The sequence below is a fragment of the Pseudomonas sp. GW821-FHT02A11 genome, assembly GCF_059421985.1.
This window is the reverse complement of the sequence record NZ_JBWKWB010000016.1, coordinates 114,294-135,083: the sequence shown is the minus strand read 5'-3', so window position 1 is coordinate 135,083 and position 20,790 is coordinate 114,294. Positions and strand designations below refer to the sequence as shown.

Here is a 20,790-nt window from a genome sequence, read left to right as displayed (position 1 = left end):
CTAGAGTCAGATTCGAATTTCCTGTCCTGCCCGCCCCATCAAGTCTAAACATACAAGCGAATTCATTCGCGAGGCGGGGGTACATCCGATAGAGCTGTGTCGGGTGTACCGGCCAATCGCGAATGAATTCGCTCCCACAGGGTGTGAGGTCTCAGGAGATAAATTCAGCCAGCGAACAACCACACACCCGCGGCAGCCGACAGCGCTCCGGCAACCCGTACAACCGGCGCAGCCGCCGCTGGCAGGAAGCGCACCACGGCGTAACCCGCCGCGTGCAGCGCTGCGGTGGCGCCGACGAAGCCCAGTGCATAACCCCACGGGCTGGACATCTCTGGCAGCTCAAGGCCATGGGCCACGCCATGGAACATTGCGAACAGCGCGGTCGCCGCCACCGCCACGAACAGCGGCGGACGCACGGCCAGCGCCACCGCCAGGCCCAGCGCGAACACCGAGGCCGCAATCCCGCTTTCCAGCGCAGGCAGTTCCAGACCCTCAAAACCCAGCAACCCACCGATCAGCATGGTACCGACGAAGGTACACGGCAGGGCCCAGCGCGCGGCGCCTTTTTGTTGAGCGGCCCACAGACCCACCGCGACCATCGCCAGCAGGTGATCGATGCCGCCCAGCGGGTGGCTGATGCCGGCGACCAGGCCGCTTTCATCGTGACCCGGATGTGCCAACGCAAGCGCCGGAGCCAGCAATAGCGCCAGGGCACCGAGGATTTTTTTGCCCGAAAGGTGTTTGAAATGCATCGATGATCTTCCTTAGTAAATGGAATCAGGCAGCGGTCAGCAGGCCCTGGCGCTCGATGAAGGCGATGATGTCTTCAAGGCCATGGCCGGTTTTCTGATTGCTGAACACGAAGGGTTTGTCGCCACGCATCTTCCTGGTGTCGCGGTCCATCATCTCCAGCGACGCGCCCACCAGCGGGGCCAGGTCGATCTTGTTGATCACCAAAAGGTCGGATTTGCAGATGCCCGGGCCGCCCTTGCGCGGCAGCTTGTCGCCTGCTGAGACGTCGATCACGTAGATGGTCAGGTCCGACAGTTCAGGACTGAAGGTCGCAGACAGGTTGTCGCCGCCGGATTCGACGATGATCAGGTCCAGGCCTTCGAAGCGACGATTCAGTTGATCGACGGCTTCCAGGTTGATCGACGCGTCCTCGCGAATGGCGGTGTGCGGGCAGCCGCCGGTTTCCACGCCGATGATGCGCTCAGGCGCCAAGGCCTCATTGCGCACCAAAAAGTCGGCGTCTTCACGGGTGTAAATATCGTTGGTGACCACGGCGAGGTTGTAGCGCTCGCGCAAGGCCAGGCACAGGGCGAGGGTCAGGGCGGTCTTGCCGGACCCGACCGGGCCGCCGATACCGACGCGCAAAGGTTGGCTGTTCATAAGTGTTCTCCGTTGATCTTCTTGTGCGGTTCCGGGTGTTGCTACCAGGGTCAATGTCGTCAGGATCGAAACAGGCGGCTGTACTGGCGCTCATGGGCCATGCTCGCCAGGGCCAGGCCAAACGGCGCGCTGCCAATGTGTTCAGGGTTCAGTTCGGTTGCGTGGTGCTGAGCGGTTTGCAGCAGCGGTGTCAGCTCGCTGGTCAGACGTTGCGCGGCCTGTTGCCCCAGCGGCAGGGTTTTCATCAGCACGGCCAGCTGGTTCTCCAGCCAGCTCCACAGCCAGGCGGCGAGGGCGTCCTGTGGGGCAATTTGCCAGGCCCGAGCGGCCAGCGCCCAGCCCAGGGCCAGATGCGGCTCGTCGGTGGTTTCAAGAAAATCGCGCGCGGGCTGATCCAGCTCGGGCAGGCCATTGAGCAGTTGCTGCAACGAGTAGCCCATCTGCCGGCTTTCCAGATGCAGTTCGCGGGTTTCGCGACTGGCGCGGTGTTCCTCGCTCAGTTGGCGCAGGGTCACCCAGTCTTCGTCGGCCGCAGCGTTGCAATGGGCCAGCAGCAGTGGAGCCTCGAAACGACACAGGTTGAGCAGCAATTGATCGCCAATCCAGCGGGCCGCGCTGGGCGGGTCGACGACGATGGATTGCTCCACGGCCATTTCCAGCCCCTGGGAATAGCTGTAGCCGCCAATCGGCAGCTGCGGGCTGGCCAGACGCAACAGCGCCCAGGCCTTGTTCATGGGCGTGCACTCATTTGCGTACGCCGAACTGATGAATGCGCGGCGCGTAGTTGAAGTCTTCTTCCCCTGCGCGGGAATGATGATGACCGCCGCCATAGGCGCCGTGTTCGGGCTGGAACGGCGCTTCGATGGATTCGGTGGTGGCGCCCAGCTGATTGAGCATGGCCTTGAGCACGTAGTCGTCGAGCAGGCGCAACCAGCCGTCGCCCACTTGCAGCGCAACGTGGCGGTTGCCCAGGTGATAGGCCGCGCGGGTCAGTTCGAGGGCGCTGCTGCAGGTCACGTGCATCAGCTGCTCGGGGCGCGCGCAGACGCGAACAATGCGTCCGTCTTCGGCTTTCAGAAAGTCGCCATCACGCAGCGGCGGCTGCCCGCGTTCGAGAAACAGGCCTACGTCTTCCCCTTCGGCACTGAAACAGCGCAGGCGGCTCTTGCTCCGCGCTTCGAAATTCAGGTGCAGCTCGGCGGCCCATTCAGCCTGGGGTTCGATTCGTTGATGAATCACCAGCATCGGAAAACTTCCAGCAATGTGCGATGCAGTGGCTAGAGCAAGTGGCTTGCCAACTGACAGGTTAGTCAGGAATCGCGCGCTGGACGTGGGGTAGTGATTGAGCGTGGGGCGCAGGAGTGGTCTTTGTTGGTGCGGGGAGAATTTTAGTGTTCTGTTTTGGTGCGTAATGCGCCCGGGCCTATTCGGTGCTGCCCAGCCCTTGCCAGCGCTTGGCGCCGATAAAGATGAAACGCAGTTGCTGAGTAATCTTGGCTCGAGGCGTCAAGTGTTCGGCCAGGGTCACGGGCGGCGGGTCGATGAGTTCCGGGAGCATGGCGAATACGCTTTTGACCACCAGGTCAGCCATCACCGACAGGTCGTCGGTGTTGAGGTGATGGAATTTGGACATCGACGCCAAGTCCGTTGCCAAGTCAGCGATGATCGCCTCGCGCAGCGCGCCCAGCGCCTGCCGCACCTTGAGCGAGCCGCCGTATTGCTCGCGTGCCAGAAACAGAAATTGCGAGCGATTGGCGGCGACCACTTCCAGAAAGATGCGCACCGAGGCGTCGATGATGCCGGTGTTCACATTGTCGTTGTGGCGCACGCGGCGGATGGTCTCGCGAAAGGTCTGGCCCACTTCGCTGACCAGCGCCAGGCCCAGGTGGTCCATGTCATCGAAGTGACGGTAGAAGCCCGTGGGCACGATGCCAGCCGTCTTGGCCACTTCGCGCAGGCTCAGGCTGCCAAAACCGCGCCCGCTCTCCATCAAGCCCCGAGCTGCATCGAGCAGGGCGTGACGGGTCTGCTGTTTCTGTTCGGCGCGGGGCAACATGGGGGGCTTGGGTATCTGAGCCAGGATTGGGCAGCACTCTAACAAATGCGTTTGCGCTGCGTCGAACCCCGATTCCCCTGGAAAGCGTGCGGGCATGAAAAAGCCCGGCTCAAAACCGGGCTCGTTTGACAGCGGTCCGCTTCAGGAAACGCGCTGATACTGCTGTACCAGACGATCCGGGCCATTGTCGGCGACGCGCTGGTACTGGTTGATCAAATGGTTCGGACCCTCTTGGGCCAAGGTTGGCAGGCCGATCTCGTGAGCCGCTTTCACTTCGCCCAGAACAGGCTGTTCACTGGCAGGCATGGCGAATGCGCTCGAGGCGAGAAGGGAAAGGGACAGTGCGATCAGTTGGGGTTTCATGGATGTGTGCTCCTCGAAAGGGCGTGTAGAGATCATGGAGTCGATTTTACGGGGGCTGCGTATATAAAGAAGTTCAAAGGGCTGATGGTGACCATCGATGGAATTGATTCAGACGCCAAGGCCACGGAGAACGCGGGTTTGCAGGCACCTGCAGGGTCTGGATTCAACGTTTTTTCACGCGCCGGATTGCCGCTCGTGGAACTTTTTCCGGGGCCTGCGAAGGATTTCATCAAACCCACGGGGCTTTTATCAGTCGAACGGTCAAGACGTATAAGACGTGCCCTGGAAGGTGCGTCGGGATTTGGGGAGAAAACGCAATGACGCGAGGCCGCAAGATTTTCGCTTGGACAGTTGGCATTGTGCTGCTGTTGCTGGCTGTACTGATCATCGTGATCGCCACTTTCGACTGGAACCGGCTCAAGCCGACCATCAATGAAAAGGTATCGGCTGAACTGCATCGACCGTTCGCCATCAACGGCAATCTGGCGGTGCACTGGCGCCGTGAGCCTGATGAAGGCAGTTGGCGCGCGTGGGTGCCGTGGCCGCACATGTCGGCCGAAGACATCGCTTTGGGTAACCCCGAATGGTCGAAGAACCCCCAGATGGTGACCCTCAAACGCGTAGAAATGCGCTTGGCGCCGCTGCCATTGCTGGCTCAGCGCGTGGTGATTCCGCGCATTGACCTCACCGAACCCAACGCGAAAATCGAGCGTCTGGCCGATGGTCGGGCCAACTGGGTGTTCGACCTACCCAAGAGCGATCCCAATGCCCAACCCTCCAGCTGGGTGGTGGACATCGGTTCGATCGGTTTCGACAAAGGCTTCGTGAGCTATAACGATCAGAAGATCAACACGGCCGTCGAGGTGGTCATCGACCCGCTCGGCAAGCCGATCCCGTTCAGCGACATCGTTGGCAGCGGCGAGGCCAAAAAGGTGCAGGACAAAGGCGCCTCCGCTCAGGATTACGCTTTCGGCTTCACTGCCAAAGGTCAGTACCACGGCCAGAAACTCAATGGCACCGGTAAGGTCGGCGGCCTGCTGGCGCTTAAAGACGCCGCTTTGCCATTCCCGGTTCAGGCCGATGTCAGCGCCGGGAATACAAAGGTGGCGATCGCGGGCACTGTTACCGATCCGCAGAACCTCGGCGAGCTGGACCTGCGCCTGAAGCTGTCCGGCGACAGCCTGGGCAACCTCTATCCGCTGACCGGCGTCACCTTGCCCGATTCCCCGCCGTACTCCACCGATGGTCGCCTGATCGCCAAGCTGCATGATCCGGCGGGCGCGTCGTTTCAGTACAAGGGCTTCAACGGCAAGATCGGCAACAGCGACATCCATGGTGACCTGGGCTTTGTCGCCAGCGAGCCGCGTCCCAAGCTGACCGGTGCGCTGGTTTCCAATCAGCTGCTGATGGCCGACCTCAAGCCGCTGATCGGTGCTGATTCCAACGCCGAGCAGAAATCCCGTGGCGGTGAGAGCAAGCAGCCTGCGGACAAAGTGCTGCCGGTCGAGGAGTTCAAGACCGACCGCTGGAGCGCGATGGACGCCAATGTCGAGTTCACCGGCAAACGGATCGTACAAAGTGCCGATTTGCCATTCACTGATCTGTACACCCACGTGGTGCTCAACGACGGCCACCTGAGCCTTGAACCGCTGCGTTTCGGCGTGGCGGGCGGCAAGCTTGATGCCGACATCAAACTCAACGGTCACTCACAGCCGCTCGAAGGCCGCGCGAAATTGAGCGCGCGCAACTTCAAGCTCAAGCAGTTGTTCCCGACCTTCGAGCCGATGAAAACCAGCTTTGGTGAGCTCAACGGCGACGCCGACATCGCGGGTAAGGGCAACTCGGTGGCGGCGTTGCTGGGCACAGCCAATGGCGAGATGAAGCTGTTGGTCAACGACGGTGCGATCAGCCGCGATCTGATGGAAATTGCCGGTCTGAACGTGGGCAACTATGTGGTTGGCACCCTGTTCGGCGACAAGAACGTGAAGATCAACTGCGCCGCTTCCGACTTCGGCTTCAAGGACGGGTTGGCGACGAGCAAGCTGTCGGTGTTCGACACCGAGAACGCGATCATCTACATCGACGGCACGGCGAACATGAAGAGCGAGCAGCTGGATTTGAAGATCACCCCGGAATCCAAGGGCTTCCGCGTGTTCTCGCTGCGTTCGCCGCTGTATGTGCGTGGACCGTTCATCAAGCCGAGCGCAGGTGTGCAATCCGGCCCGCTGTTGTTGCGTGGTGCGGGGATGGTGCTACTGGGTGCGGCGGTCGGGCCTGCGGCAGGGCTGTTGGCGCTGGTTGCGCCAAGCGGGGGTGAGCCCAATCAGTGTGCGCCGTTACTGGAGCAGATGCGTGCGGGTAAGGCCCCCAAGACTGTTAAGTGATGCACTGATTGAGCGAATCGGTGGGTCAGGCATATCGCATGTGCCTGATTTGCCGCCTTCGCTGTCGTCGTAACCTGCGACGTCTCCTGCAGGTTTTGCGCAGGCACATGGATGTTCCGCAACCGTTGAAGAGCATTGGGCATGCCGCAGGTCTGCGGATTTCACCGTATCTGTAGGAGACGTCGGAGGTTACGACGGCAGCGATAGTGGTAGAGCAGCCACCCACAGAACCGCCCATTCACCCACAAAAAAGCCAAGGCATCTGCCTTGGCTTTTTGCATTCTACTCAACGCTTACAGCCCGTCGAGAATGTCCGCCATGTCGTCGGCGTGCTCTTCTTCCTGAGCCAGAATCTCTTCGAAGATTCGGCGCGTGGTCGGGTCTTTATCACCGATGTACTGAATGATTTCGCGATAGCTGTCGATAGCGATGCGCTCGGCGATCAGGTCTTCGGTGACCATCTCTTTCAGCGTATTGCCCGCCACGTACTGCGCGTGGGAATTCTTCGACAGCAAATCAGGGTTCAGTTCCGGCTCACCGCCCAGCTGCACGATGCGCTCGGCGAGCTTGTCGGCGTGCTCGGCTTCCTGTTCGGCATGCTCAAGAAACTCTGCAGCCGCGACCTGCGCTTTCACGCCTTTGGCCATGTAGTAATGGCGCTTGTAACGCAGCACGCAGACCCATTCGGTGGCCAGCGAAGCATTGAGCAGTCGAATGATTTCTTCGCGGTCGCCGTCGTAGCCTTCGGTCACGGCACCGTTTTCAACGTTGTGACGCGCGCGCTCGCGCAGAGTGCTGACATCGGTTAATTGCTGCACATCGCTCATTATTCATCTCCAGGGCTGATCCGGTTTTTAGCCGTCTCGCTCTTGGTGCGTCGGTCTTTTGTTACATGACCGAGGCCTGGCAAGATCGGGTCTTAAGGTGTGAGTGGTGCGCGGGGGGAAAAGTTTGATTTGTTTTGCCGCAGATTCTCGTCGATCACAGAACCCCTGTGGGAGTGAACTCATTCGCGAGAGGTCGTTACTGGCGACGCATATTCGTCGCCTGAAATACCTCGTCGCGAATGAATTCGCTCCCACAGGAACGTGTCCGTCAGTGGATCGAGCGTCTGTGATTACATCGCCCGTTCATTGGCCTCACGCTGATCGCAGGTCATGAAGCCCTTGCTGTCCACGCGACCGTTGGCGTTGAACGTGACGTAGTAGGTCTGCTGGTGGCCGTCCTTGTTCAGGACGTAGTTGTTGCAGGTGCCAGGGTGAACCTTGCGATGCACACGGGTCGAAGGCTCGCCACCGATGGTCAGCACTTGCTGCTCGGTCATGCCATCGTCCACTTGCTTGACCAGGGGTTCGTTGCGATAGGTCGCGTAATCCACCGGGTTTTGCAGGGTTGTCGAGGTACAGCCAGCCAGCGCGGCCATTGCAAACACTACTGCCAGAGATTGCTTGTACATAACCGGTCACTCCATGGAAGGGCCATTAGTGGCCCGTTGCAGTTATGAGCCCTGGCCGATTGAAAGAGTTCGATGAAAAGATGGCGATGGGGCATTACCTGTATTTGTCATCATCGATGAATGGTTTGCGGCTAAGGTTTAGATTCCGGGCCGAGCTGGGGAGGCAGCTGGACGCGGATTCTGTGGGAGCGAATTCATTCGCGAAAAATCATACATCCGGCGGAAATGTTTTGGCTGGACTGACCCATCGCGAATGAATTCGCTCCCACAGAGGGATTGTCATTCGACATCAGGAGATTCAACCGCACATGACGCAAGCACAGGCCACGCGGTACCCCATTGTGTTGGTGCCGGGGTTGTTGGGGTTCGTGAAACTGGTGGTCTATCCGTATTGGTACGGCATCGTGCCGGCCTTGCGTCGGGGCGGGGCGAAGGTGATTCCGGTGATGGTTTCTGCGGTGAATTCCACCGAGGTCCGTGGCGAGCAACTGCTGGCGCGGATCGAAGAAATTCTCAAGGAAACCGGCGCTGCCAAGGTCAATCTGATCGGCCACAGCCAAGGCGCGCTAACCATCCGCTATGTCGCCGGTGTGCGACCGGATCTGGTGGCATCGGTGACGTCCGTGGCCGGGCCCAATCACGGCTCGGAACTGGCGGATTACCTCGAAGCGCATTTTCCGCAGAGCACGTGGCGTGGTCGCCTGATCAATGCCGCGATTCGCCTGACCACGCTCTTTTTGGCCTTGCTCGACACCGGTTATCGCGGCACCCGTTTGCCCACCGACGTCGACGCCGCGCATCACTCGCTGACCACCCGCGGCGTCGATTGCTTCAACCAACGCTTCCCTCAAGGATTGCCCGACACTTGGGGCGGGCAGGGGGCTGAACAGGTCAACGGCGTGCGTTATTACTCGTGGTCCGGCACGTTGCAACCGGGGCGCACGGACCGCGGCAAGAACCTGCTCGATACCACTAATCTCACCTGCCGATTATTCGCTCGCACGTTCACGAAAGAGCGAGGTCAATCTGATGGCATGGTCGGGCGATTCAGTTCGCACCTGGGCACGGTCATCGGGGACGACTTTGCGCTCGACCATTTCGACATCGTCAACCAGCACCTCGGTCTGGTGGGCAAGGGGGCCAACCCTGTGGGGTTGTTTCTCGAACACGCCGCGCGGTTGAAAGCCGCCGGTCTTTGACTTTTTCAGCCGTAGTTCGTGATCGGTCGGCCCGCGCGGGTCGCCAAAGGAAGTGATGCGATGAGCGATAAAGAGCTGTATGAAATCGAGTACACCCTGGCCGGTGAACACCATGTGGACGTAATCGAGAACCTCGACGTGCCGATCATCGAGGTCGTGCATGAGCTGGCGCTCAAGCACCACGTTGCGGTGGACGATGACCCCCTCGACGCTGGTAACCCTCACGTCGATCTGCCCCATGTCGCGGGGATCACCGACGTGACGATTCACAGCGCGGAAGATCGCGAAGAGGCGTAGACCTTAACGGCTCGCCGCTTTTCGCAGCGGCGTGGTCCAGCGTTCCGCGAGGATCACGCCGCCCAGTGTCAGTGCGCCGCCGATAAAGTGATACGACGCCAGTTGCTCGCCCAGTGCAAGGGCAGCGACTAATGCGGTGAGGATCGGCACCAAGTTGAAAAACAGCGTGGTGCGGCTCGGGCCAAGAATACCAATAGCCTTCATCCACAGCAGCGGCGCAATCATCGAGGTCGGGATGCACGCATAGAGCACGAGCGGAATGTTACTGGCGCTCAGGCCCGTCTTGGGTGACAGCAAAAACAGCGGAAACAGCGCGATGATCGCCACCAGAATCTGCAGATACAGCAACTGCAGCGGCGGCATGCGCAGCTGCCACTTCTTCAGCAGCGTGCTGTAGGTCGCGTAGGCCAGGGTAGCGACCAACATCATCAGGTCACCCATGTTTACTCCATGAGCCACCAGCACAGCCCAACTGCCTTGAGACACCACCAGTAATACACCTGCGAATGACACCAGCGCGCCAACCAGTGCGCCTGCCGTCAATGCCGTGCCAAGGCTGGCAATCGACATGCCGAGGGTCATCACCGGCACCAGCGACAGGATGATGCCCATGTTGGTGGCGGTGGTGATGTTGGCCGCGTAGTACGCCAGGCTCTGATAAATCGCCATGCCCAGCACGCCCAGAATCGCGACCTTTCCCATGATCGGTTTGATCGCCGCACGATTGCGCAGCACAGGCCTCAGCAGGAACGGCGTGAACAGCAACCCCGCCAGCAGCCAGCGATAGAAGCCGATTTCGGCCGGGAAAATACGCCCGGCGGCGGCTTTGGTGATGACGTTGTTGCCCGCCCAGATCATGACGGTGAGCAGGGGATACAGGTATTGCATGAGAAAACCGGCAAGTGAATGAGGCGCCATTATCGGCTTGTCAGCACGTGCGTCTACCTTGGCGGCGGATTTCCCGGAAATATGTCGCAACATTCTTTGACTACACTGCTTTCAAAGCTGCGCAGGTGCGCGGCGGTCCTGGAGAAAGTCGATGAAAATGCTGCGTATTCCTCTGTTGGTCATGGGCTTGTTGATGTGCGCTCAAGGTTTCGCTGCTACGGCGCAACAGAACAAGATGACCACCTGCAATGCCGATGCATCGGCCAAATCCCTCAAGGGCGATGAACGCAAGGCGTTCATGAGCACGTGCCTGAAAGCCACCCCGGCCCCTGCGGCAACCCAGCAGGAAAAGATGAAGACCTGCAACGCAACGGCCACGACCCAAGCGCTCAAAGGCGATGCGCGCAAGACGTTCATGAGCGATTGCCTGAAGAAAAAATAGGACTTTTGTTACCAGAATTATCGAGATGACGCGGACCTGTGGGAGCGAATTCATTCGCGAGACGGCAGCGAAGACGATGCAGATGTATCGCCTGTACTGGCCAATCGCGAATGAATTCGCTCCCACAGGTCGCAGCGTGACAGTTAGAGCGACTAACGACGCGTCTCGATGCTGGTGGTGGGCGGGGAACGCTGGCAGACTGCCCATCTTTTCAAGCCGCTCGTTTTGAGGCTGTATGCCAACGTTTTCGCCGCGTCATGTGTATCTGGCCAGCTGCATTCTTGTGTTCGGTGGCCTGCTGCTGGTGTTACCGCTCAACTTGCTGCCCAGCCTGCTCGCCGGGTTGCTGGTCTATGAACTGGTCGACATGCTCACCCCGCAACTGCAACGCTTGATCGCCGGTGAGCGAGCGCGTTGGCTGGCGGTGGCTTTGCTGGGCACGTTGGTGGTCAGCGTTCTGGCTTTGCTCTTTGCGGGCGCCATCAGTTTCGTGCTACACGAGGCCGAGAATCCCGGCGCATCCCTCGATAAATTCATGATCCTGGTCGACCGCGCGCGCGGTCAGCTGCCGCCGTTCATCGATGGTTATCTGCCGGCCAGCGCTACCGAATTTCAGGTGTCCCTCAGCGCCTGGCTGACCAAGCACGTCGGCGAGCTGCAACTGTTGGGCAAGGGCGCGGCGCACATGTTCGTGACCCTGCTGATCGGCATGGTCCTGGGCGCGATCATCGCGCTGCAACGCATTCCCGATGTCACCAAGCGCAAGCCCCTGGCCGCCGCGCTGTTCGAGCGTCTGCACCTGCTGAGCCAGGCGTTTCGCAATATCGTCTTTGCGCAGATCAAGATTTCACTGCTCAACACTGCGTTTACCTCGGTGTTCCTTGCCGTGATCCTGCCGCTGTGCGGCGTGCACCTGCCGTTGACCAAAACGCTGATCGTGCTGACCTTCCTGCTGGGGCTGCTGCCAGTGGTCGGCAACCTGATGTCCAACACGCTGATCTTCATCGTCGGCATGTCGCTGTCGATCTGGGTGGCGCTGGCGGCGTTGGGGTATCTGATCGTGATCCACAAGGTCGAGTACTTCCTCAACGCGCGGATCGTCGGCGGGCAGATCAGTGCCAAGTCGTGGGAGTTGCTGTTGGCGATGCTGATCTGTGAAGCGGCATTCGGCTTGCCGGGAGTGGTGGCGGGGCCGATTTATTACGCGTATCTGAAGAGCGAGTTGCGTAAGGCGGAGCTGGTCTGACTGCCTCTGCATAGCCCTCTGTGGGAGCGAATTCATTCGCGAGAGGCCAGTGGACCGATAGGTCTCTATCGGCCGAAACACCGCATCGCGAATAAATTCGCTCCCACAGGGGCGTCGTTTGAATGTTAGCCGTAGCGCTTCTTCGCTTCGATCGCCAAACCGGCGCCGATGCTGCCGAAGATGTTCCCCTCGACATGCCGCGCTTTGGGCAGCATCGCCGAGACGCTGTTGCGAAGCGCCGGGATGCCGCTGGAACCGCCGGTGAAGAACACCGTGTCGACGTCCGTTACGCCCACGCCTGCGTCGTTCAGTAGGCGGGTCACGCTTTCGCGCACGCGCACCAGCAGCGAATCGATTGACGACTCGAACAGCTCACGGGTCAGGTCGACATTCAGCCCGGCCTCGATACGATCCATCGGCACCACGCGGTTTTCGGCGTGGGTCAGCTGGATCTTGGTCTCTTCCACTTCCATTGCCAGCCAGTGTCCGGCGCGCTGTTCGATCAGCTTGAACAGGCGATCGATGCCCAGGGTGTCTTCGATGTCGTAACGCATGCTGCCCAGCGCCAGCTGGGACTTCTGCGAGTACACCGAGTTGATGGTGTGCCAGGTCGCCAGGTTCATGTGGGTGCTGGTGGGCATGTAGGCGCCGCTTTTCATCCGGCTGCCGTAGCCGAACAGCGGCATCACGCCCTGCAGGCTGAGCTGCTTGTCGAAGTCGGTCCCACCGATGTGCACGCCGCCGGTGGCGAGGATGTCGCTCTGGCGGTCATCGACCAGACGCCGCTGGGGGGACAGGCGCACCAGCGAGAAGTCTGAAGTACCCCCGCCGATGTCGACGATGAGCACCAGCTCTTCGCGTTCCAATGTCGACTCGTAGTCGAACGCGGCGGCAATGGGTTCGAACTGGAAGGAAACGTCCTTGAAGCCGATCTTGCGCGCCACCTCGGCGAGGGTGTCTTCGGCTTCCTGGTCGGCCGCTGCATCGTCATCGACGAAATGCACCGGACGGCCCAGCACCACGTGCTCGAACGACTGACCGGCGGCAGCGTCAGCGCGTTTTTTCAGCTCGCCGATGAACAGCCCCAACAGGTCCTTGAAGGGCATGGCCGTGCCCAGCACGCTGGTGTCGTGCTTGATCAGCTTGGAACCCAGCAGGCTCTTGAGCGAGCGCATCAGGCGGCCTTCGTAGCCTTCCAGATACTCGTGCAACGCCAGACGGCCGTACACCGGGCGACGCTCTTCCATGTTGAAGAAGACCACCGAAGGCAGGGTGATTTTGTCGTCCTCCAGCGCGATCAGCGTTTCCGCTCCTGGGCGCAGCCAGCCGACCGTGGAGTTGGAGGTGCCGAAGTCGATGCCAAGGGCACGGGCTGGGGATGGGGTGCTCATGTTCTGTGCGTTCCGGTCAAAAAAACGGCCGCGCAGTGTATGCCAGTGGGCGCCGGATTCGTAGGGCGCAACGTCGGTTTTTCGCGCAACAGACGCCTGATTTCACCCTGACGGCTTGAATCAGGGCCCGACACCCCCAATCTAGCAGGCAACTCTTCATTGCATTCGGCCCGGTTTGAAACCCGTTTCAAGCGCGCGAGGCCGTGTGCCGATAACCTTGCAACATTCAGCGCGGTCGACGTTCTCATCTGATAACGCGGTACGCAACTGTGCTGGATACTCCGGAATGGGTGACCGTTAGATGGACTTCAAAGACTATTACAAGATATTGGGCGTAGAGCCGACCGCGGACGAGAAGACAATCAAGACCGCCTATCGCAAGCTCGCGCGCAAATATCACCCCGACGTCAGCAAAGAGCCTGGCGCGGAAGACAAATTCAAAGAGGCCTCCGAGGCTTACGAAGCGCTGAGCGATCCTGAAAAGCGCGCTGAGTATGACGACATCCGCAAATACGGCCAGCAGGGCCGCTTCCAGCCGCCTCCGGGCTGGCAGGGTCGCGGTGGCGCGGGCGGCGGCTTTGGCGGCGCGGGCGGCGGTTTCGAGGGCGGGGATTTTTCCGACTTCTTCAGTTCGATTTTCGGCAATCGTGGTGGCCAGCCGGGCGGACGCCCGCGCAGCAGCGGACGTAGAGGGCAAGACGTGGAACTGGACCTGGCGATTTTTCTGGAAGAAACCCTCTCCACCGAGTCGAAGAAGATCAGCTTCAAGGTGCCGCAGCACAGCGCCAATGGTCAGCGCATGGCGGACATCACCAAGAACCTGAACGTGAAGATCCCGGCGGGTGTCACCGATGGCGAGCGCATTCGTCTGAAGGGCCAGGGCGCTCCGGGCGTTGCCGGCGGCGAAAACGGCGATCTGTACCTGACCATTCGTCTGGCGCCGCATCCGCGCTTTGACGTCGAAGGTCATGACCTGATCATCACTGTACCGCTGGCCCCGTGGGAAGCGGCGCTGGGCACCAAGGTGGCCGTGCCGACCCTGACCGGCAAGATCAACCTGACCATTCGTCCGGACAGTCAGAGCGGGCAGCGACTACGGGTCAAAGGCAATGGTCTGTTGAACAAGCAAGGCCAGCGTGGTGATCTGTTCGCGCAGTTGAAGATCGTCATGCCCAAGTCCACCGACGACGCCACCAAAGCGCTGTGGGAAAAACTGGCCGAGCAGGCCGCTTTCGATCCGAGGGCTCAATGGAGTAACTGATCATGAGTAACACCCTGGTCGTAGACATGCAGGAATTCTGTCAGGTGGTCGACATGCCGGTCGCCTATGTCATCGAAATCGTCGAGCACGGCATCGTCGAACCCCAGGGGCAGAGGCCGGACGATTGGCTGTTCGACACGTCTTCGCTGTCGATTGCCAAGCGTGCGGCCAAGTTGCATCACGATCTGGCCATGGAGTGGGACGGCGTCGCTCTGGCGTTGAACTTGCTGGACGAGCTTGAGCAAGTCCGGGCCGAGAACCGCATGCTCAAGCAGCGGTTGGGCAGGTTTTTGCAGGATTGAGTGTGCGTCGCGAAACGTGCACCCGCGCACGACCCCTGTGGGAGCAAATTCATTCGCGAAACGGCGGTACATTCGATGCATGTTTATCGCCAGACCGAATGCATCTCGAATGAATTCGCTTCCACAGGGAAATGCGCACATCCGATGATGTGATGCGGCTCACCCCTTCTTTGGCAACACCACGGTGAACGTGGTCCCATCACCGAAATTCGACGTCACGGTGATGCTTCCGCCGTGTGCATTGACCACTTCCTTGACGATGAAAAGCCCCAGCCCAAGGCTGGTGGACGGGTTGTGGGTGCCGGCCTGTTCATTGATCGAGCGCACCAGCGGGTCGAAGATGCTGCCGATGGCCTCTTCGGCAATCGGCTCGCCTTCGTTGTGCACCGAAAGGCTGACATGATGCTCGCCGCCTATCAGCGACACGCTGATCTTGTGAGTCGAGGCGCCGTGCTGCAATGCGTTGCCAATGAGGTTCTGCAACAACTGGTCGACCCTTGCCCTGTCCCATTCGCCGTGGGTGTCGCCCGTGGTGGTGAACACAGGGTCGCAATCCGGCTGCCCTGCGCTCGCGGCATCGATGGCATCGCGACAGGCGGCGGTCATTTCCATGGGCTTGCGTTCGACCGGCAGGGTCGCGCCCAGACGGCTGCGCACGAACTCCAGCAGGTCATTGACCATCGTCGACATGTGCCGGCTGCTGCTCTTGATGCGTTTGATGTAGGCCATGTCGGCTTCGCTGATGCCCGCTTTGCGCATCAGGATCTCCGACGACATGCCAATCGCCTGCAATGGCGCACGCAGGTCGTGGCCGAGAATCGCCAGGAAGATATCCCGCGAGCGATTGACCCGTTCGGCGTACGCGGCGGTGGATTCGGCCAGGGCTTCGTCGATAGCCTCGTTGAAACGGATCATGTCCGTAAAATACGCGATCTCCGGGGAAGTCAGGCTTTCAACCCAAAAGCGGATAACCGTGGCGCGCAGGTGGCGAAATTCCGAAGTCATCTGCACCAGATCGAACCCGACCGTGTGGCGCAGCTCGCCGTGGCTGGCCGCCGCTTGATCCAGCGTTGGCGTCTTGCCGACTTCCTCACCTTGCGATTTGGCGATCTGTTCGGCCTTGGTCTGGGCCGTGTTCATGTCCCGCGCAGCAGCCAGCAGAATGGATTTGGCGTGGTCGCGCAATTCCACACTGTTCATCGAATCCGCCGCAGGCGTCAGCGTGGCGGCGAATTTTTCCCATTCATCGACGATGCGGTCCACGTTGTGGACGATGAAGTCGGAAAGACGCATGGGGGACAACCTTGCTGGCGTGGCGCTGGAAGAAGAGGGGCCATCTTAGCGCCATGTTGTGGCAGGAAGAACAGGGAATGAGCGTACCAGGCCGTGGGTGGATCAATTTGTGCGAGCGAATTCATTCGCGAGAGGCCAGTCCGAGCGATAGAGGTGCATCGCCCCGGCTATTTTCGCGAATGAATTCGCTCCCACAGGAGTTTGCGCAATGCCGCGTCAGAACAGGAAATACCGCTGCGCCATCGGCAGCACGTCCGCTGGCTCACACCACAACAGCACGCCGTCGGCCTTGACCTGATAGGTCTGCGGGTCGACGTCGATCTTGGGCAGGTAGTCGTTGTGGATCAGGTCGGCCTTGGTCACGCTGCGGCATCCTTTGACCACGCCGATCTGCTTCTTCAAACCCAGTTGCTCCGGCACGCCGGCATCGAACGCCGCCTGGCTGATGAAGGTCAGGCTGCTGGCGTGCAGGGAGCTGCCAAAGCTTGCGAACATCGAGCGGTAGTGCACCGGTTGCGGGGTCGGGATCGAGGCGTTGGCGTCGCCCATCAGGCTGGCGGCGATGGAGCCGCCTTTGAGAATCAGCGTCGGTTTGACGCCGAAGAACGCCGGGCGCCAGAGCACCAGGTCCGCCCATTTGCCCACTTCGATCGAGCCTACTTCATGGCTGATGCCGTGAGTGATCGCAGGGTTGATGGTGTATTTGGCGATGTAGCGCTTGGCGCGGAAATTATCGTTACCCTCACCGTCGCCTGGCAGCGGCCCGCGCTGACGCTTCATTTTGTCGGCGGTCTGCCAGGTGCGCATGATCACCTCGCCCACGCGGCCCATGGCCTGGCTGTCTGAGCTGAGCATCGAGAACGCGCCCAGGTCGTGCAGGATGTCTTCGGCGGCGATGGTTTCGCGACGGATGCGGCTCTCGGCGAAGGCCACGTCTTCGGCGATGCTCGGGTCCAGGTGATGGCAGACCATGAGCATGTCCAGGTGTTCGTCAATGGTGTTGCGGGTGAACGGGCGTGTCGGGTTGGTCGAGCTCGGCAGCACGTTAGGGAAGCCGCAGGCCTTGATGATGTCCGGCGCGTGGCCTCCACCGGCACCTTCGGTGTGATAGGTGTGGATGGTGCGGTTCTTGAACGCGCCGAGGGTGGTTTCGACGAAACCGGATTCGTTCAGGGTGTCGGTGTGGATCGCCACCTGCACGTCGTACTGATCGGCGACGCTCAGGCAGTTGTCGATGGCCGCTGGCGTGGTGCCCCAGTCTTCATGCAGCTTGAGGCCAATGGCGCCGGCCTTGACCTGCTCGATCAACGGCTCAGGCACGCTGACATTGCCCTTGCCGGTGAAGCCGATGTTCATCGGGAAGGCTTCGGCGGCCTGCAGCATGCGCATCATGTGCCACTTGCCGGGGGTGACGGTGGTCGCGTTGGTTCCCGTTGCGGGGCCGGTGCCGCCGCCGATCATGGTGGTCACGCCGCTCATCAGCGCCTCTTCGATCTGCTGCGGGCAGATGAAGTGAATGTGCGTGTCGACGCCGCCGGCAGTGAGGATCATGCCTTCACCGGCGATGACTTCGGTGGCCGCGCCAATGGCGATGGTGACGTTCGGCTGAATGTCCGGGTTGCCTGCTTTGCCGATTGCGGCGATACGCCCGTCTTTAAGGCCCACGTCGGCCTTGACGATGCCCCAGTGGTCGATGATCAGCGCGTTGGTGATCAGGGTGTCGACCACGTCATCGGCGGTCAGCTGGCCTTGTCCCATGCCGTCACGAATGACCTTGCCGCCGCCGAATTTCACTTCTTCGCCATAGACCGTGAAGTCCTTCTCGACCTCGACCCATAGCTCGGTGTCGGCCAGACGCACGCGGTCACCGACGGTGGGGCCGAACATGTCGGCGTAGGCTTGTTTCGAAATTTTCATGCGCATGCCTTGAGATTCAATTGGATTTGAGACCGCTCGCGGTGCTCGCTATCGCGACCGTCGTAACCTCCGGTTGCTCCTACAGGTTTTGCGTCAATCCAAATCGCCCATCACCCGTCCGGCGAAGCCGAACACCCGGCGCTGCCCGGCCAGGTCCACCAGCTCGACTTCCCGCGCCTGGCCCGGTTCGAAGCGCACCGCAGTGCCGGCCGGGATGTTCAGGCGCATGCCGCGGCTGGCGGCGCGGTCGAAGGTGAGGGCGTCGTTGGTCTCGAAAAAGTGAAAATGCGAGCCGACCTGAATCGGCCGGTCGCCGCTGTTGGCTACGCTGAGGGTGATCGTCCGGCGTCCGACATTGAGCTCAATGTCACCGGGCTGTATCTGGTATTGACCAGGAATCATGCGCTCTTCCTCGACAGTAACTTGTAGTAGATGGCGGTGGCGTGATATTCGCCGTCCGGGTTGCAGGCGTAGTCCGGCAACCGGCCGCACAGCTGATAACCCAGCGCGCGGTAGAACGCCTCGGCGGGTGAGCCGGACAGGGTGTCCAGGAACAACAGGCCGCGTTGGTGCTGATCGGCCGCCTGTTCCACGGCCTGCATCAGTTGCGTGGCCAGGCCGTGGCGGCGGGCGTGGTGCATCACCAGCAGCTTTTGCACTTCGGCGCGGTTCAGGCCATTGGCCTTCTGGCACAGCGCCAGTTGCACCGTGGCCAGCACCTGTTCTTCCTGCACCACGACCCACAACAGCACTTTGCCCTGCTCGACGTCGGTCTTGATGCCCTCCCACCAGGTATACGCCTCATCAGCGCCCAGATCCGCCATGAAACCCACTGACGCACCCCGATGTACCGCGTCCATCAACAGCGCCACCAGACCGTGACGGTAGTGCGCGAAGCTTTCGGCGGTGACACGTCGTAACTGAGCAGCATTCATGGTTGGCTTCCTTCAGAAAGAGCAATCAGGGCGCATGGGTGCTAACGGTTTACTTGGCTGGCGCCTGCGACGGCGGCGCATCGGCGCCCGGCGACAGGTCCAGCTGCATGAAGGTCAGGTCCAGCCAGCGGCCGAATTTGGTACCGACTTGCGGCATCTGGCCGGTGGTGATGAAGCCTTGCCGTTCATGCAGGTGAATGGAGGCGGCGTTTGCGCTCTCGATGGCCGCGACCATCATGTGTTTGTCGCAGGTTTTCGCCCGTTCGATCAGCGCCTTCATCAGCAAAGGACCCAGGCCGCTGCCGCGTTGGTCGGCGCGCACATAGACCGAATGCTCGACGGTGTGACGGAAGCCTTCGAAGGGGCGCCAGTCGCCGAACGAGGAATAGCCCAGCACCTGATCGGCGTCATCGACGACCACCAGGATCGGATAGCGCTGAGTCTGGCGCGCGGCAAACCAGGCCTCGCGGTTGGCCAGGTCCACCGGTTGTTCGTTCCAGATCGCCGTGGTGTTGAGGACGGCGTCGTTGTAGATGTCCAGCACGGCAGGCATGTCAGTCAGCAGTGCGTCACGAATCGTATAGGCCATGTTCGTTTTCACTTGTTCAAAAAGGCGTTTCAGGCAATCGGTTGATGCACGGTGACAAGCTTCGTGCCATCCGGGAACGTGGCCTCGACCTGGATCTCCGGGATCATTTCCGGGATGCCTTCCATGACGTGTTCGCGGGTCAACAGGGTGGTGCCGTAATGCATCAGTTCAGCCACTGTCTGCCCATCGCGCGCGCCTTCTAGCAAGGCAGCGGAGATGAAGGCCATGGCTTCGGGGTAGTTCAGCTTCAGGCCCCGGGCCAGTCGCCGCTCGGCCACCAGGCCTGCGGTGAAGATCAGCATCTTGTCTTTTTCGCGTGGCGTCAGGTCCATGTGTTTTTCCGTTTCAAATCGGTTGGGCGTTTGCCCGTTGAATCGTCGTTGTCAGACGATCTTTCGCGAATGAATTCTCTCCCACAGTTGGAATGCGTACCCCTGTGGGAGCGAATTCATTCGCGATGACGTCGGTCTGGCCAACCCAAAAAATCATGTGCTCCAGATTCTCGGGGCCACCGCTTCTCTGCCCAACAGCGCAGGCCGCAGCAGCTTCCATAATTCAATCAACCAGCCCCGCGCATGCAGCGCCTCATCGGCCAGGCAGCGCGCGATGATCAACCCCGGCAGCTGGCTCAAATCCCCGCGCACGGGCGAATGTTCAGCCAGTTCGCGGCAACGCTCCATCAGCGCGGCGTCGATTTCTCCAGTCACGATCAGCGTCGCGAACACCGGTTTGCCGCACAGGCCCACTGGCGAATCCAGCAACCCGTCATTACCCGTGATGCGCTGGCGCTCATGCCACAGCAGTTTGCCGTCGCGACGAATATCCAGGTGCGCTTGAAAGTGGCCTTCATCGAAACGCTCGCCACTGGCCGGACGCCCCAGCGCCACGACGTCCCAGTAGAGCAGCCGCGCATCGCCTTCAAGCTCGATGCGCGTGGTCAGTTCGGCCTTGGCCTGGCTGAAGACGATCGTTTCCTGGGGCAGCCATTCCAAGGTCGCGCCCGCTGCGACCTTCAACTCAAGCTGTTGATAAGCGGGGCCCGCTGCGCGATACCACTTGGCGGCGCCGGGGCTGGTCAGTTGCGCCCAGGCATCGGCGCCGACGCTGGCGCTGATGTCCAGCCGGTCACCTCCGGCAATGCCGCCCGGTGGGTGAACGATGATGTGCTGGCAGACTTCAGGGCCTTCGGCGTAGAGGTGTTTCTGCACCCGCAGCGGGCCTTTGTGGCGACGCAGGGTCGGGCGCGTGGTGTCGCCGAAGCGCCCATAGCCCAGCGCAAGCTCGGCATGCCAGCTGGGCGTGAACAGGGCGGTGTGGGCAGGAAGATTCATAGTGTTCGTTATCGTTTTTCGAAGGCGTGTACCTTAGCCGATCGGCGC

The 20,790-nt window shown here is 60.7% G+C and carries 24 protein-coding genes; 7 read left to right on the top strand and 17 right to left on the bottom strand.

The features are described 5' to 3' along the window. Nucleotides 1-164: 164 nt before the first annotated feature. The 6 genes from AC07V9_RS21090 to AC07V9_RS21065 form a co-directional block, all read right to left on the bottom strand. Nucleotides 165-752, bottom strand: coding sequence for a HupE/UreJ family protein (locus AC07V9_RS21090; RefSeq protein WP_495017580.1), 588 nt, complete (start codon nucleotides 750-752; stop codon nucleotides 165-167). A gap of 25 nt (nucleotides 753-777) precedes the next feature. After that, the gene (gene ureG, locus AC07V9_RS21085; protein WP_274136825.1) at nucleotides 778-1,392 is read right to left on the bottom strand and encodes an urease accessory protein UreG; all 615 of its coding nucleotides are present in this window, start codon (nucleotides 1,390-1,392) and stop codon (nucleotides 778-780) included. 59 nt (nucleotides 1,393-1,451) lie between these two features. After that, nucleotides 1,452-2,126, bottom strand: a complete 675-nt coding sequence (locus AC07V9_RS21080) for an urease accessory protein UreF (RefSeq protein ID WP_495017579.1) — start codon at nucleotides 2,124-2,126, stop codon at nucleotides 1,452-1,454. Nucleotides 2,127-2,136: 10 nt separating this feature from the next. Next, the gene (gene ureE / locus AC07V9_RS21075) at nucleotides 2,137-2,637 is read right to left on the bottom strand and encodes an urease accessory protein UreE (protein WP_495017578.1); all 501 of its coding nucleotides are present in this window, start codon (nucleotides 2,635-2,637) and stop codon (nucleotides 2,137-2,139) included. Nucleotides 2,638-2,815: 178 nt separating this feature from the next. Beyond that, nucleotides 2,816-3,448: a TetR family transcriptional regulator gene (locus tag AC07V9_RS21070; RefSeq protein ID WP_495017577.1), complete on the bottom strand. Its 633-nt coding sequence runs from the start codon at nucleotides 3,446-3,448 to the stop codon at nucleotides 2,816-2,818. Between the two features lie 141 nt (nucleotides 3,449-3,589). Then, nucleotides 3,590-3,811 (bottom strand): hypothetical protein, encoded by a 222-nt coding sequence (locus tag AC07V9_RS21065; protein ID WP_495017576.1) that lies wholly within the window; start codon nucleotides 3,809-3,811, stop codon nucleotides 3,590-3,592. A gap of 317 nt (nucleotides 3,812-4,128) precedes the next feature. Here AC07V9_RS21065 and AC07V9_RS21060 point away from each other — a divergent pair, with 317 nt between their 5' ends. Beyond that, on the top strand, nucleotides 4,129-6,195 hold the full coding sequence (locus tag AC07V9_RS21060) for an AsmA family protein (RefSeq protein ID WP_495017575.1): 2,067 nt from the start codon (nucleotides 4,129-4,131) through the stop codon (nucleotides 6,193-6,195). A gap of 293 nt (nucleotides 6,196-6,488) precedes the next feature. On the opposite strand, the gene AC07V9_RS21055 is transcribed toward AC07V9_RS21060, so the two are convergent. Beyond that, on the bottom strand, nucleotides 6,489-7,022 hold the full coding sequence (locus AC07V9_RS21055; RefSeq protein ID WP_166595978.1) for a ferritin-like domain-containing protein: 534 nt from the start codon (nucleotides 7,020-7,022) through the stop codon (nucleotides 6,489-6,491). Between the two features lie 290 nt (nucleotides 7,023-7,312). Beyond that, nucleotides 7,313-7,651 carry an osmotically-inducible lipoprotein OsmE gene (gene osmE / locus AC07V9_RS21050; protein WP_495017574.1) on the bottom strand — a complete coding sequence of 113 codons (339 nt, stop codon included), beginning with the start codon at nucleotides 7,649-7,651 and terminating at the stop codon, nucleotides 7,313-7,315. A 308-nt stretch (nucleotides 7,652-7,959) separates the two neighbouring features. Between osmE and AC07V9_RS21045 the strand changes: the two genes are divergently transcribed. Continuing rightward, a complete protein-coding gene (locus tag AC07V9_RS21045) occupies nucleotides 7,960-8,850 on the top strand; it encodes an esterase/lipase family protein (protein WP_495017573.1) in 891 nt (296 codons plus the stop codon). A 60-nt stretch (nucleotides 8,851-8,910) separates the two neighbouring features. Continuing rightward, a complete protein-coding gene (locus AC07V9_RS21040) occupies nucleotides 8,911-9,147 on the top strand; it encodes a hypothetical protein (RefSeq protein ID WP_495017572.1) in 237 nt (78 codons plus the stop codon). A 3-nt stretch (nucleotides 9,148-9,150) separates the two neighbouring features. On the opposite strand, the gene AC07V9_RS21035 is transcribed toward AC07V9_RS21040, so the two are convergent. Next, entirely contained in the window at nucleotides 9,151-10,035 is an 885-nt protein-coding gene (locus AC07V9_RS21035) for a DMT family transporter (protein WP_495017571.1), read from the bottom strand. A 151-nt stretch (nucleotides 10,036-10,186) separates the two neighbouring features. Here AC07V9_RS21035 and AC07V9_RS21030 point away from each other — a divergent pair, with 151 nt between their 5' ends. Then, a complete protein-coding gene (locus tag AC07V9_RS21030; RefSeq protein WP_495017570.1) occupies nucleotides 10,187-10,477 on the top strand; it encodes a PsiF family protein in 291 nt (96 codons plus the stop codon). Between the two features lie 235 nt (nucleotides 10,478-10,712). Then, complete coding sequence (locus AC07V9_RS21025) at nucleotides 10,713-11,723, top strand: AI-2E family transporter (protein ID WP_495017569.1); 1,011 nt, start codon at nucleotides 10,713-10,715, stop codon at nucleotides 11,721-11,723. Nucleotides 11,724-11,848: 125 nt separating this feature from the next. Here the strand turns inward: AC07V9_RS21025 and AC07V9_RS21020 are convergent, their stop codons facing one another. Further along, nucleotides 11,849-13,114, bottom strand: a complete 1,266-nt coding sequence (locus tag AC07V9_RS21020; RefSeq protein ID WP_495017568.1) for an Hsp70 family protein — start codon at nucleotides 13,112-13,114, stop codon at nucleotides 11,849-11,851. 301 nt (nucleotides 13,115-13,415) lie between these two features. Between AC07V9_RS21020 and cbpA the strand changes: the two genes are divergently transcribed. After that, nucleotides 13,416-14,375, top strand: coding sequence for a curved DNA-binding protein (gene cbpA / locus AC07V9_RS21015; protein ID WP_495017567.1), 960 nt, complete (start codon nucleotides 13,416-13,418; stop codon nucleotides 14,373-14,375). A gap of 2 nt (nucleotides 14,376-14,377) precedes the next feature. Beyond that, on the top strand, nucleotides 14,378-14,677 hold the full coding sequence (locus tag AC07V9_RS21010) for a chaperone modulator CbpM (protein WP_495017566.1): 300 nt from the start codon (nucleotides 14,378-14,380) through the stop codon (nucleotides 14,675-14,677). A 159-nt stretch (nucleotides 14,678-14,836) separates the two neighbouring features. Here the strand turns inward: AC07V9_RS21010 and AC07V9_RS21005 are convergent, their stop codons facing one another. From AC07V9_RS21005 to AC07V9_RS20975, 7 genes are all read right to left on the bottom strand, one after another. Next, entirely contained in the window at nucleotides 14,837-15,970 is a 1,134-nt protein-coding gene (locus AC07V9_RS21005) for a sensor histidine kinase (protein ID WP_495017565.1), read from the bottom strand. 216 nt (nucleotides 15,971-16,186) lie between these two features. Then, nucleotides 16,187-17,887, bottom strand: coding sequence for an urease subunit alpha (ureC, locus tag AC07V9_RS21000; protein WP_495017564.1), 1,701 nt, complete (start codon nucleotides 17,885-17,887; stop codon nucleotides 16,187-16,189). A 93-nt stretch (nucleotides 17,888-17,980) separates the two neighbouring features. After that, complete coding sequence (locus tag AC07V9_RS20995; protein ID WP_495017563.1) at nucleotides 17,981-18,289, bottom strand: urease subunit beta; 309 nt, start codon at nucleotides 18,287-18,289, stop codon at nucleotides 17,981-17,983. Continuing rightward, nucleotides 18,286-18,822, bottom strand: a complete 537-nt coding sequence (locus AC07V9_RS20990) for a GNAT family N-acetyltransferase (RefSeq protein ID WP_495017562.1) — start codon at nucleotides 18,820-18,822, stop codon at nucleotides 18,286-18,288. The genes AC07V9_RS20995 and AC07V9_RS20990 overlap by 4 nt, the downstream gene beginning before the upstream one ends. Before the next feature lie 49 nt (nucleotides 18,823-18,871). Continuing rightward, entirely contained in the window at nucleotides 18,872-19,411 is a 540-nt protein-coding gene (locus AC07V9_RS20985) for a GNAT family N-acetyltransferase (RefSeq protein ID WP_495017561.1), read from the bottom strand. Between the two features lie 29 nt (nucleotides 19,412-19,440). Further along, entirely contained in the window at nucleotides 19,441-19,743 is a 303-nt protein-coding gene (locus AC07V9_RS20980) for an urease subunit gamma (protein ID WP_495017560.1), read from the bottom strand. Between the two features lie 153 nt (nucleotides 19,744-19,896). After that, nucleotides 19,897-20,742, bottom strand: coding sequence for an urease accessory protein UreD (locus AC07V9_RS20975; protein WP_495017559.1), 846 nt, complete (start codon nucleotides 20,740-20,742; stop codon nucleotides 19,897-19,899). Nucleotides 20,743-20,790 lie beyond the last annotated feature (48 nt).

What these genes read in the sequence shown, in the direction of transcription:
- AC07V9_RS20995 (WP_495017563.1), bottom strand. Translation starts at nt 18,289, where the DNA reads ATGATTCCTGGTCAATACCAGATACAGCCCGGTGACATTGAGCTCAAT.
- AC07V9_RS21005 (WP_495017565.1), bottom strand. Translation starts at nt 15,970, where the DNA reads ATGCGTCTTTCCGACTTCATCGTCCACAACGTGGACCGCATCGTCGAT.
- ureE (WP_495017578.1), bottom strand. Translation starts at nt 2,637, where the DNA reads ATGCTGGTGATTCATCAACGAATCGAACCCCAGGCTGAATGGGCCGCC.
- AC07V9_RS21010 (WP_495017566.1), top strand. Translation starts at nt 14,378, where the DNA reads ATGAGTAACACCCTGGTCGTAGACATGCAGGAATTCTGTCAGGTGGTC.
- AC07V9_RS21070 (WP_495017577.1), bottom strand. Translation starts at nt 3,448, where the DNA reads ATGTTGCCCCGCGCCGAACAGAAACAGCAGACCCGTCACGCCCTGCTC.
- AC07V9_RS21090 (WP_495017580.1), bottom strand. Translation starts at nt 752, where the DNA reads ATGCATTTCAAACACCTTTCGGGCAAAAAAATCCTCGGTGCCCTGGCG.
- osmE (WP_495017574.1), bottom strand. Translation starts at nt 7,651, where the DNA reads ATGTACAAGCAATCTCTGGCAGTAGTGTTTGCAATGGCCGCGCTGGCT.
- AC07V9_RS20975 (WP_495017559.1), bottom strand. Translation starts at nt 20,742, where the DNA reads ATGAATCTTCCTGCCCACACCGCCCTGTTCACGCCCAGCTGGCATGCC.
- AC07V9_RS21065 (WP_495017576.1), bottom strand. Translation starts at nt 3,811, where the DNA reads ATGAAACCCCAACTGATCGCACTGTCCCTTTCCCTTCTCGCCTCGAGC.
- AC07V9_RS21025 (WP_495017569.1), top strand. Translation starts at nt 10,713, where the DNA reads ATGCCAACGTTTTCGCCGCGTCATGTGTATCTGGCCAGCTGCATTCTT.
- AC07V9_RS21035 (WP_495017571.1), bottom strand. Translation starts at nt 10,035, where the DNA reads ATGCAATACCTGTATCCCCTGCTCACCGTCATGATCTGGGCGGGCAAC.
- AC07V9_RS21030 (WP_495017570.1), top strand. Translation starts at nt 10,187, where the DNA reads ATGAAAATGCTGCGTATTCCTCTGTTGGTCATGGGCTTGTTGATGTGC.
- AC07V9_RS21055 (WP_166595978.1), bottom strand. Translation starts at nt 7,022, where the DNA reads ATGAGCGATGTGCAGCAATTAACCGATGTCAGCACTCTGCGCGAGCGC.
- AC07V9_RS21045 (WP_495017573.1), top strand. Translation starts at nt 7,960, where the DNA reads ATGACGCAAGCACAGGCCACGCGGTACCCCATTGTGTTGGTGCCGGGG.
- AC07V9_RS21040 (WP_495017572.1), top strand. Translation starts at nt 8,911, where the DNA reads ATGAGCGATAAAGAGCTGTATGAAATCGAGTACACCCTGGCCGGTGAA.
- AC07V9_RS21020 (WP_495017568.1), bottom strand. Translation starts at nt 13,114, where the DNA reads ATGAGCACCCCATCCCCAGCCCGTGCCCTTGGCATCGACTTCGGCACC.
- AC07V9_RS20990 (WP_495017562.1), bottom strand. Translation starts at nt 18,822, where the DNA reads ATGAATGCTGCTCAGTTACGACGTGTCACCGCCGAAAGCTTCGCGCAC.
- ureC (WP_495017564.1), bottom strand. Translation starts at nt 17,887, where the DNA reads ATGAAAATTTCGAAACAAGCCTACGCCGACATGTTCGGCCCCACCGTC.
- cbpA (WP_495017567.1), top strand. Translation starts at nt 13,416, where the DNA reads ATGGACTTCAAAGACTATTACAAGATATTGGGCGTAGAGCCGACCGCG.
- AC07V9_RS20985 (WP_495017561.1), bottom strand. Translation starts at nt 19,411, where the DNA reads ATGGCCTATACGATTCGTGACGCACTGCTGACTGACATGCCTGCCGTG.
- AC07V9_RS20980 (WP_495017560.1), bottom strand. Translation starts at nt 19,743, where the DNA reads ATGGACCTGACGCCACGCGAAAAAGACAAGATGCTGATCTTCACCGCA.
- AC07V9_RS21080 (WP_495017579.1), bottom strand. Translation starts at nt 2,126, where the DNA reads ATGAACAAGGCCTGGGCGCTGTTGCGTCTGGCCAGCCCGCAGCTGCCG.
- ureG (WP_274136825.1), bottom strand. Translation starts at nt 1,392, where the DNA reads ATGAACAGCCAACCTTTGCGCGTCGGTATCGGCGGCCCGGTCGGGTCC.
- AC07V9_RS21060 (WP_495017575.1), top strand. Translation starts at nt 4,129, where the DNA reads ATGACGCGAGGCCGCAAGATTTTCGCTTGGACAGTTGGCATTGTGCTG.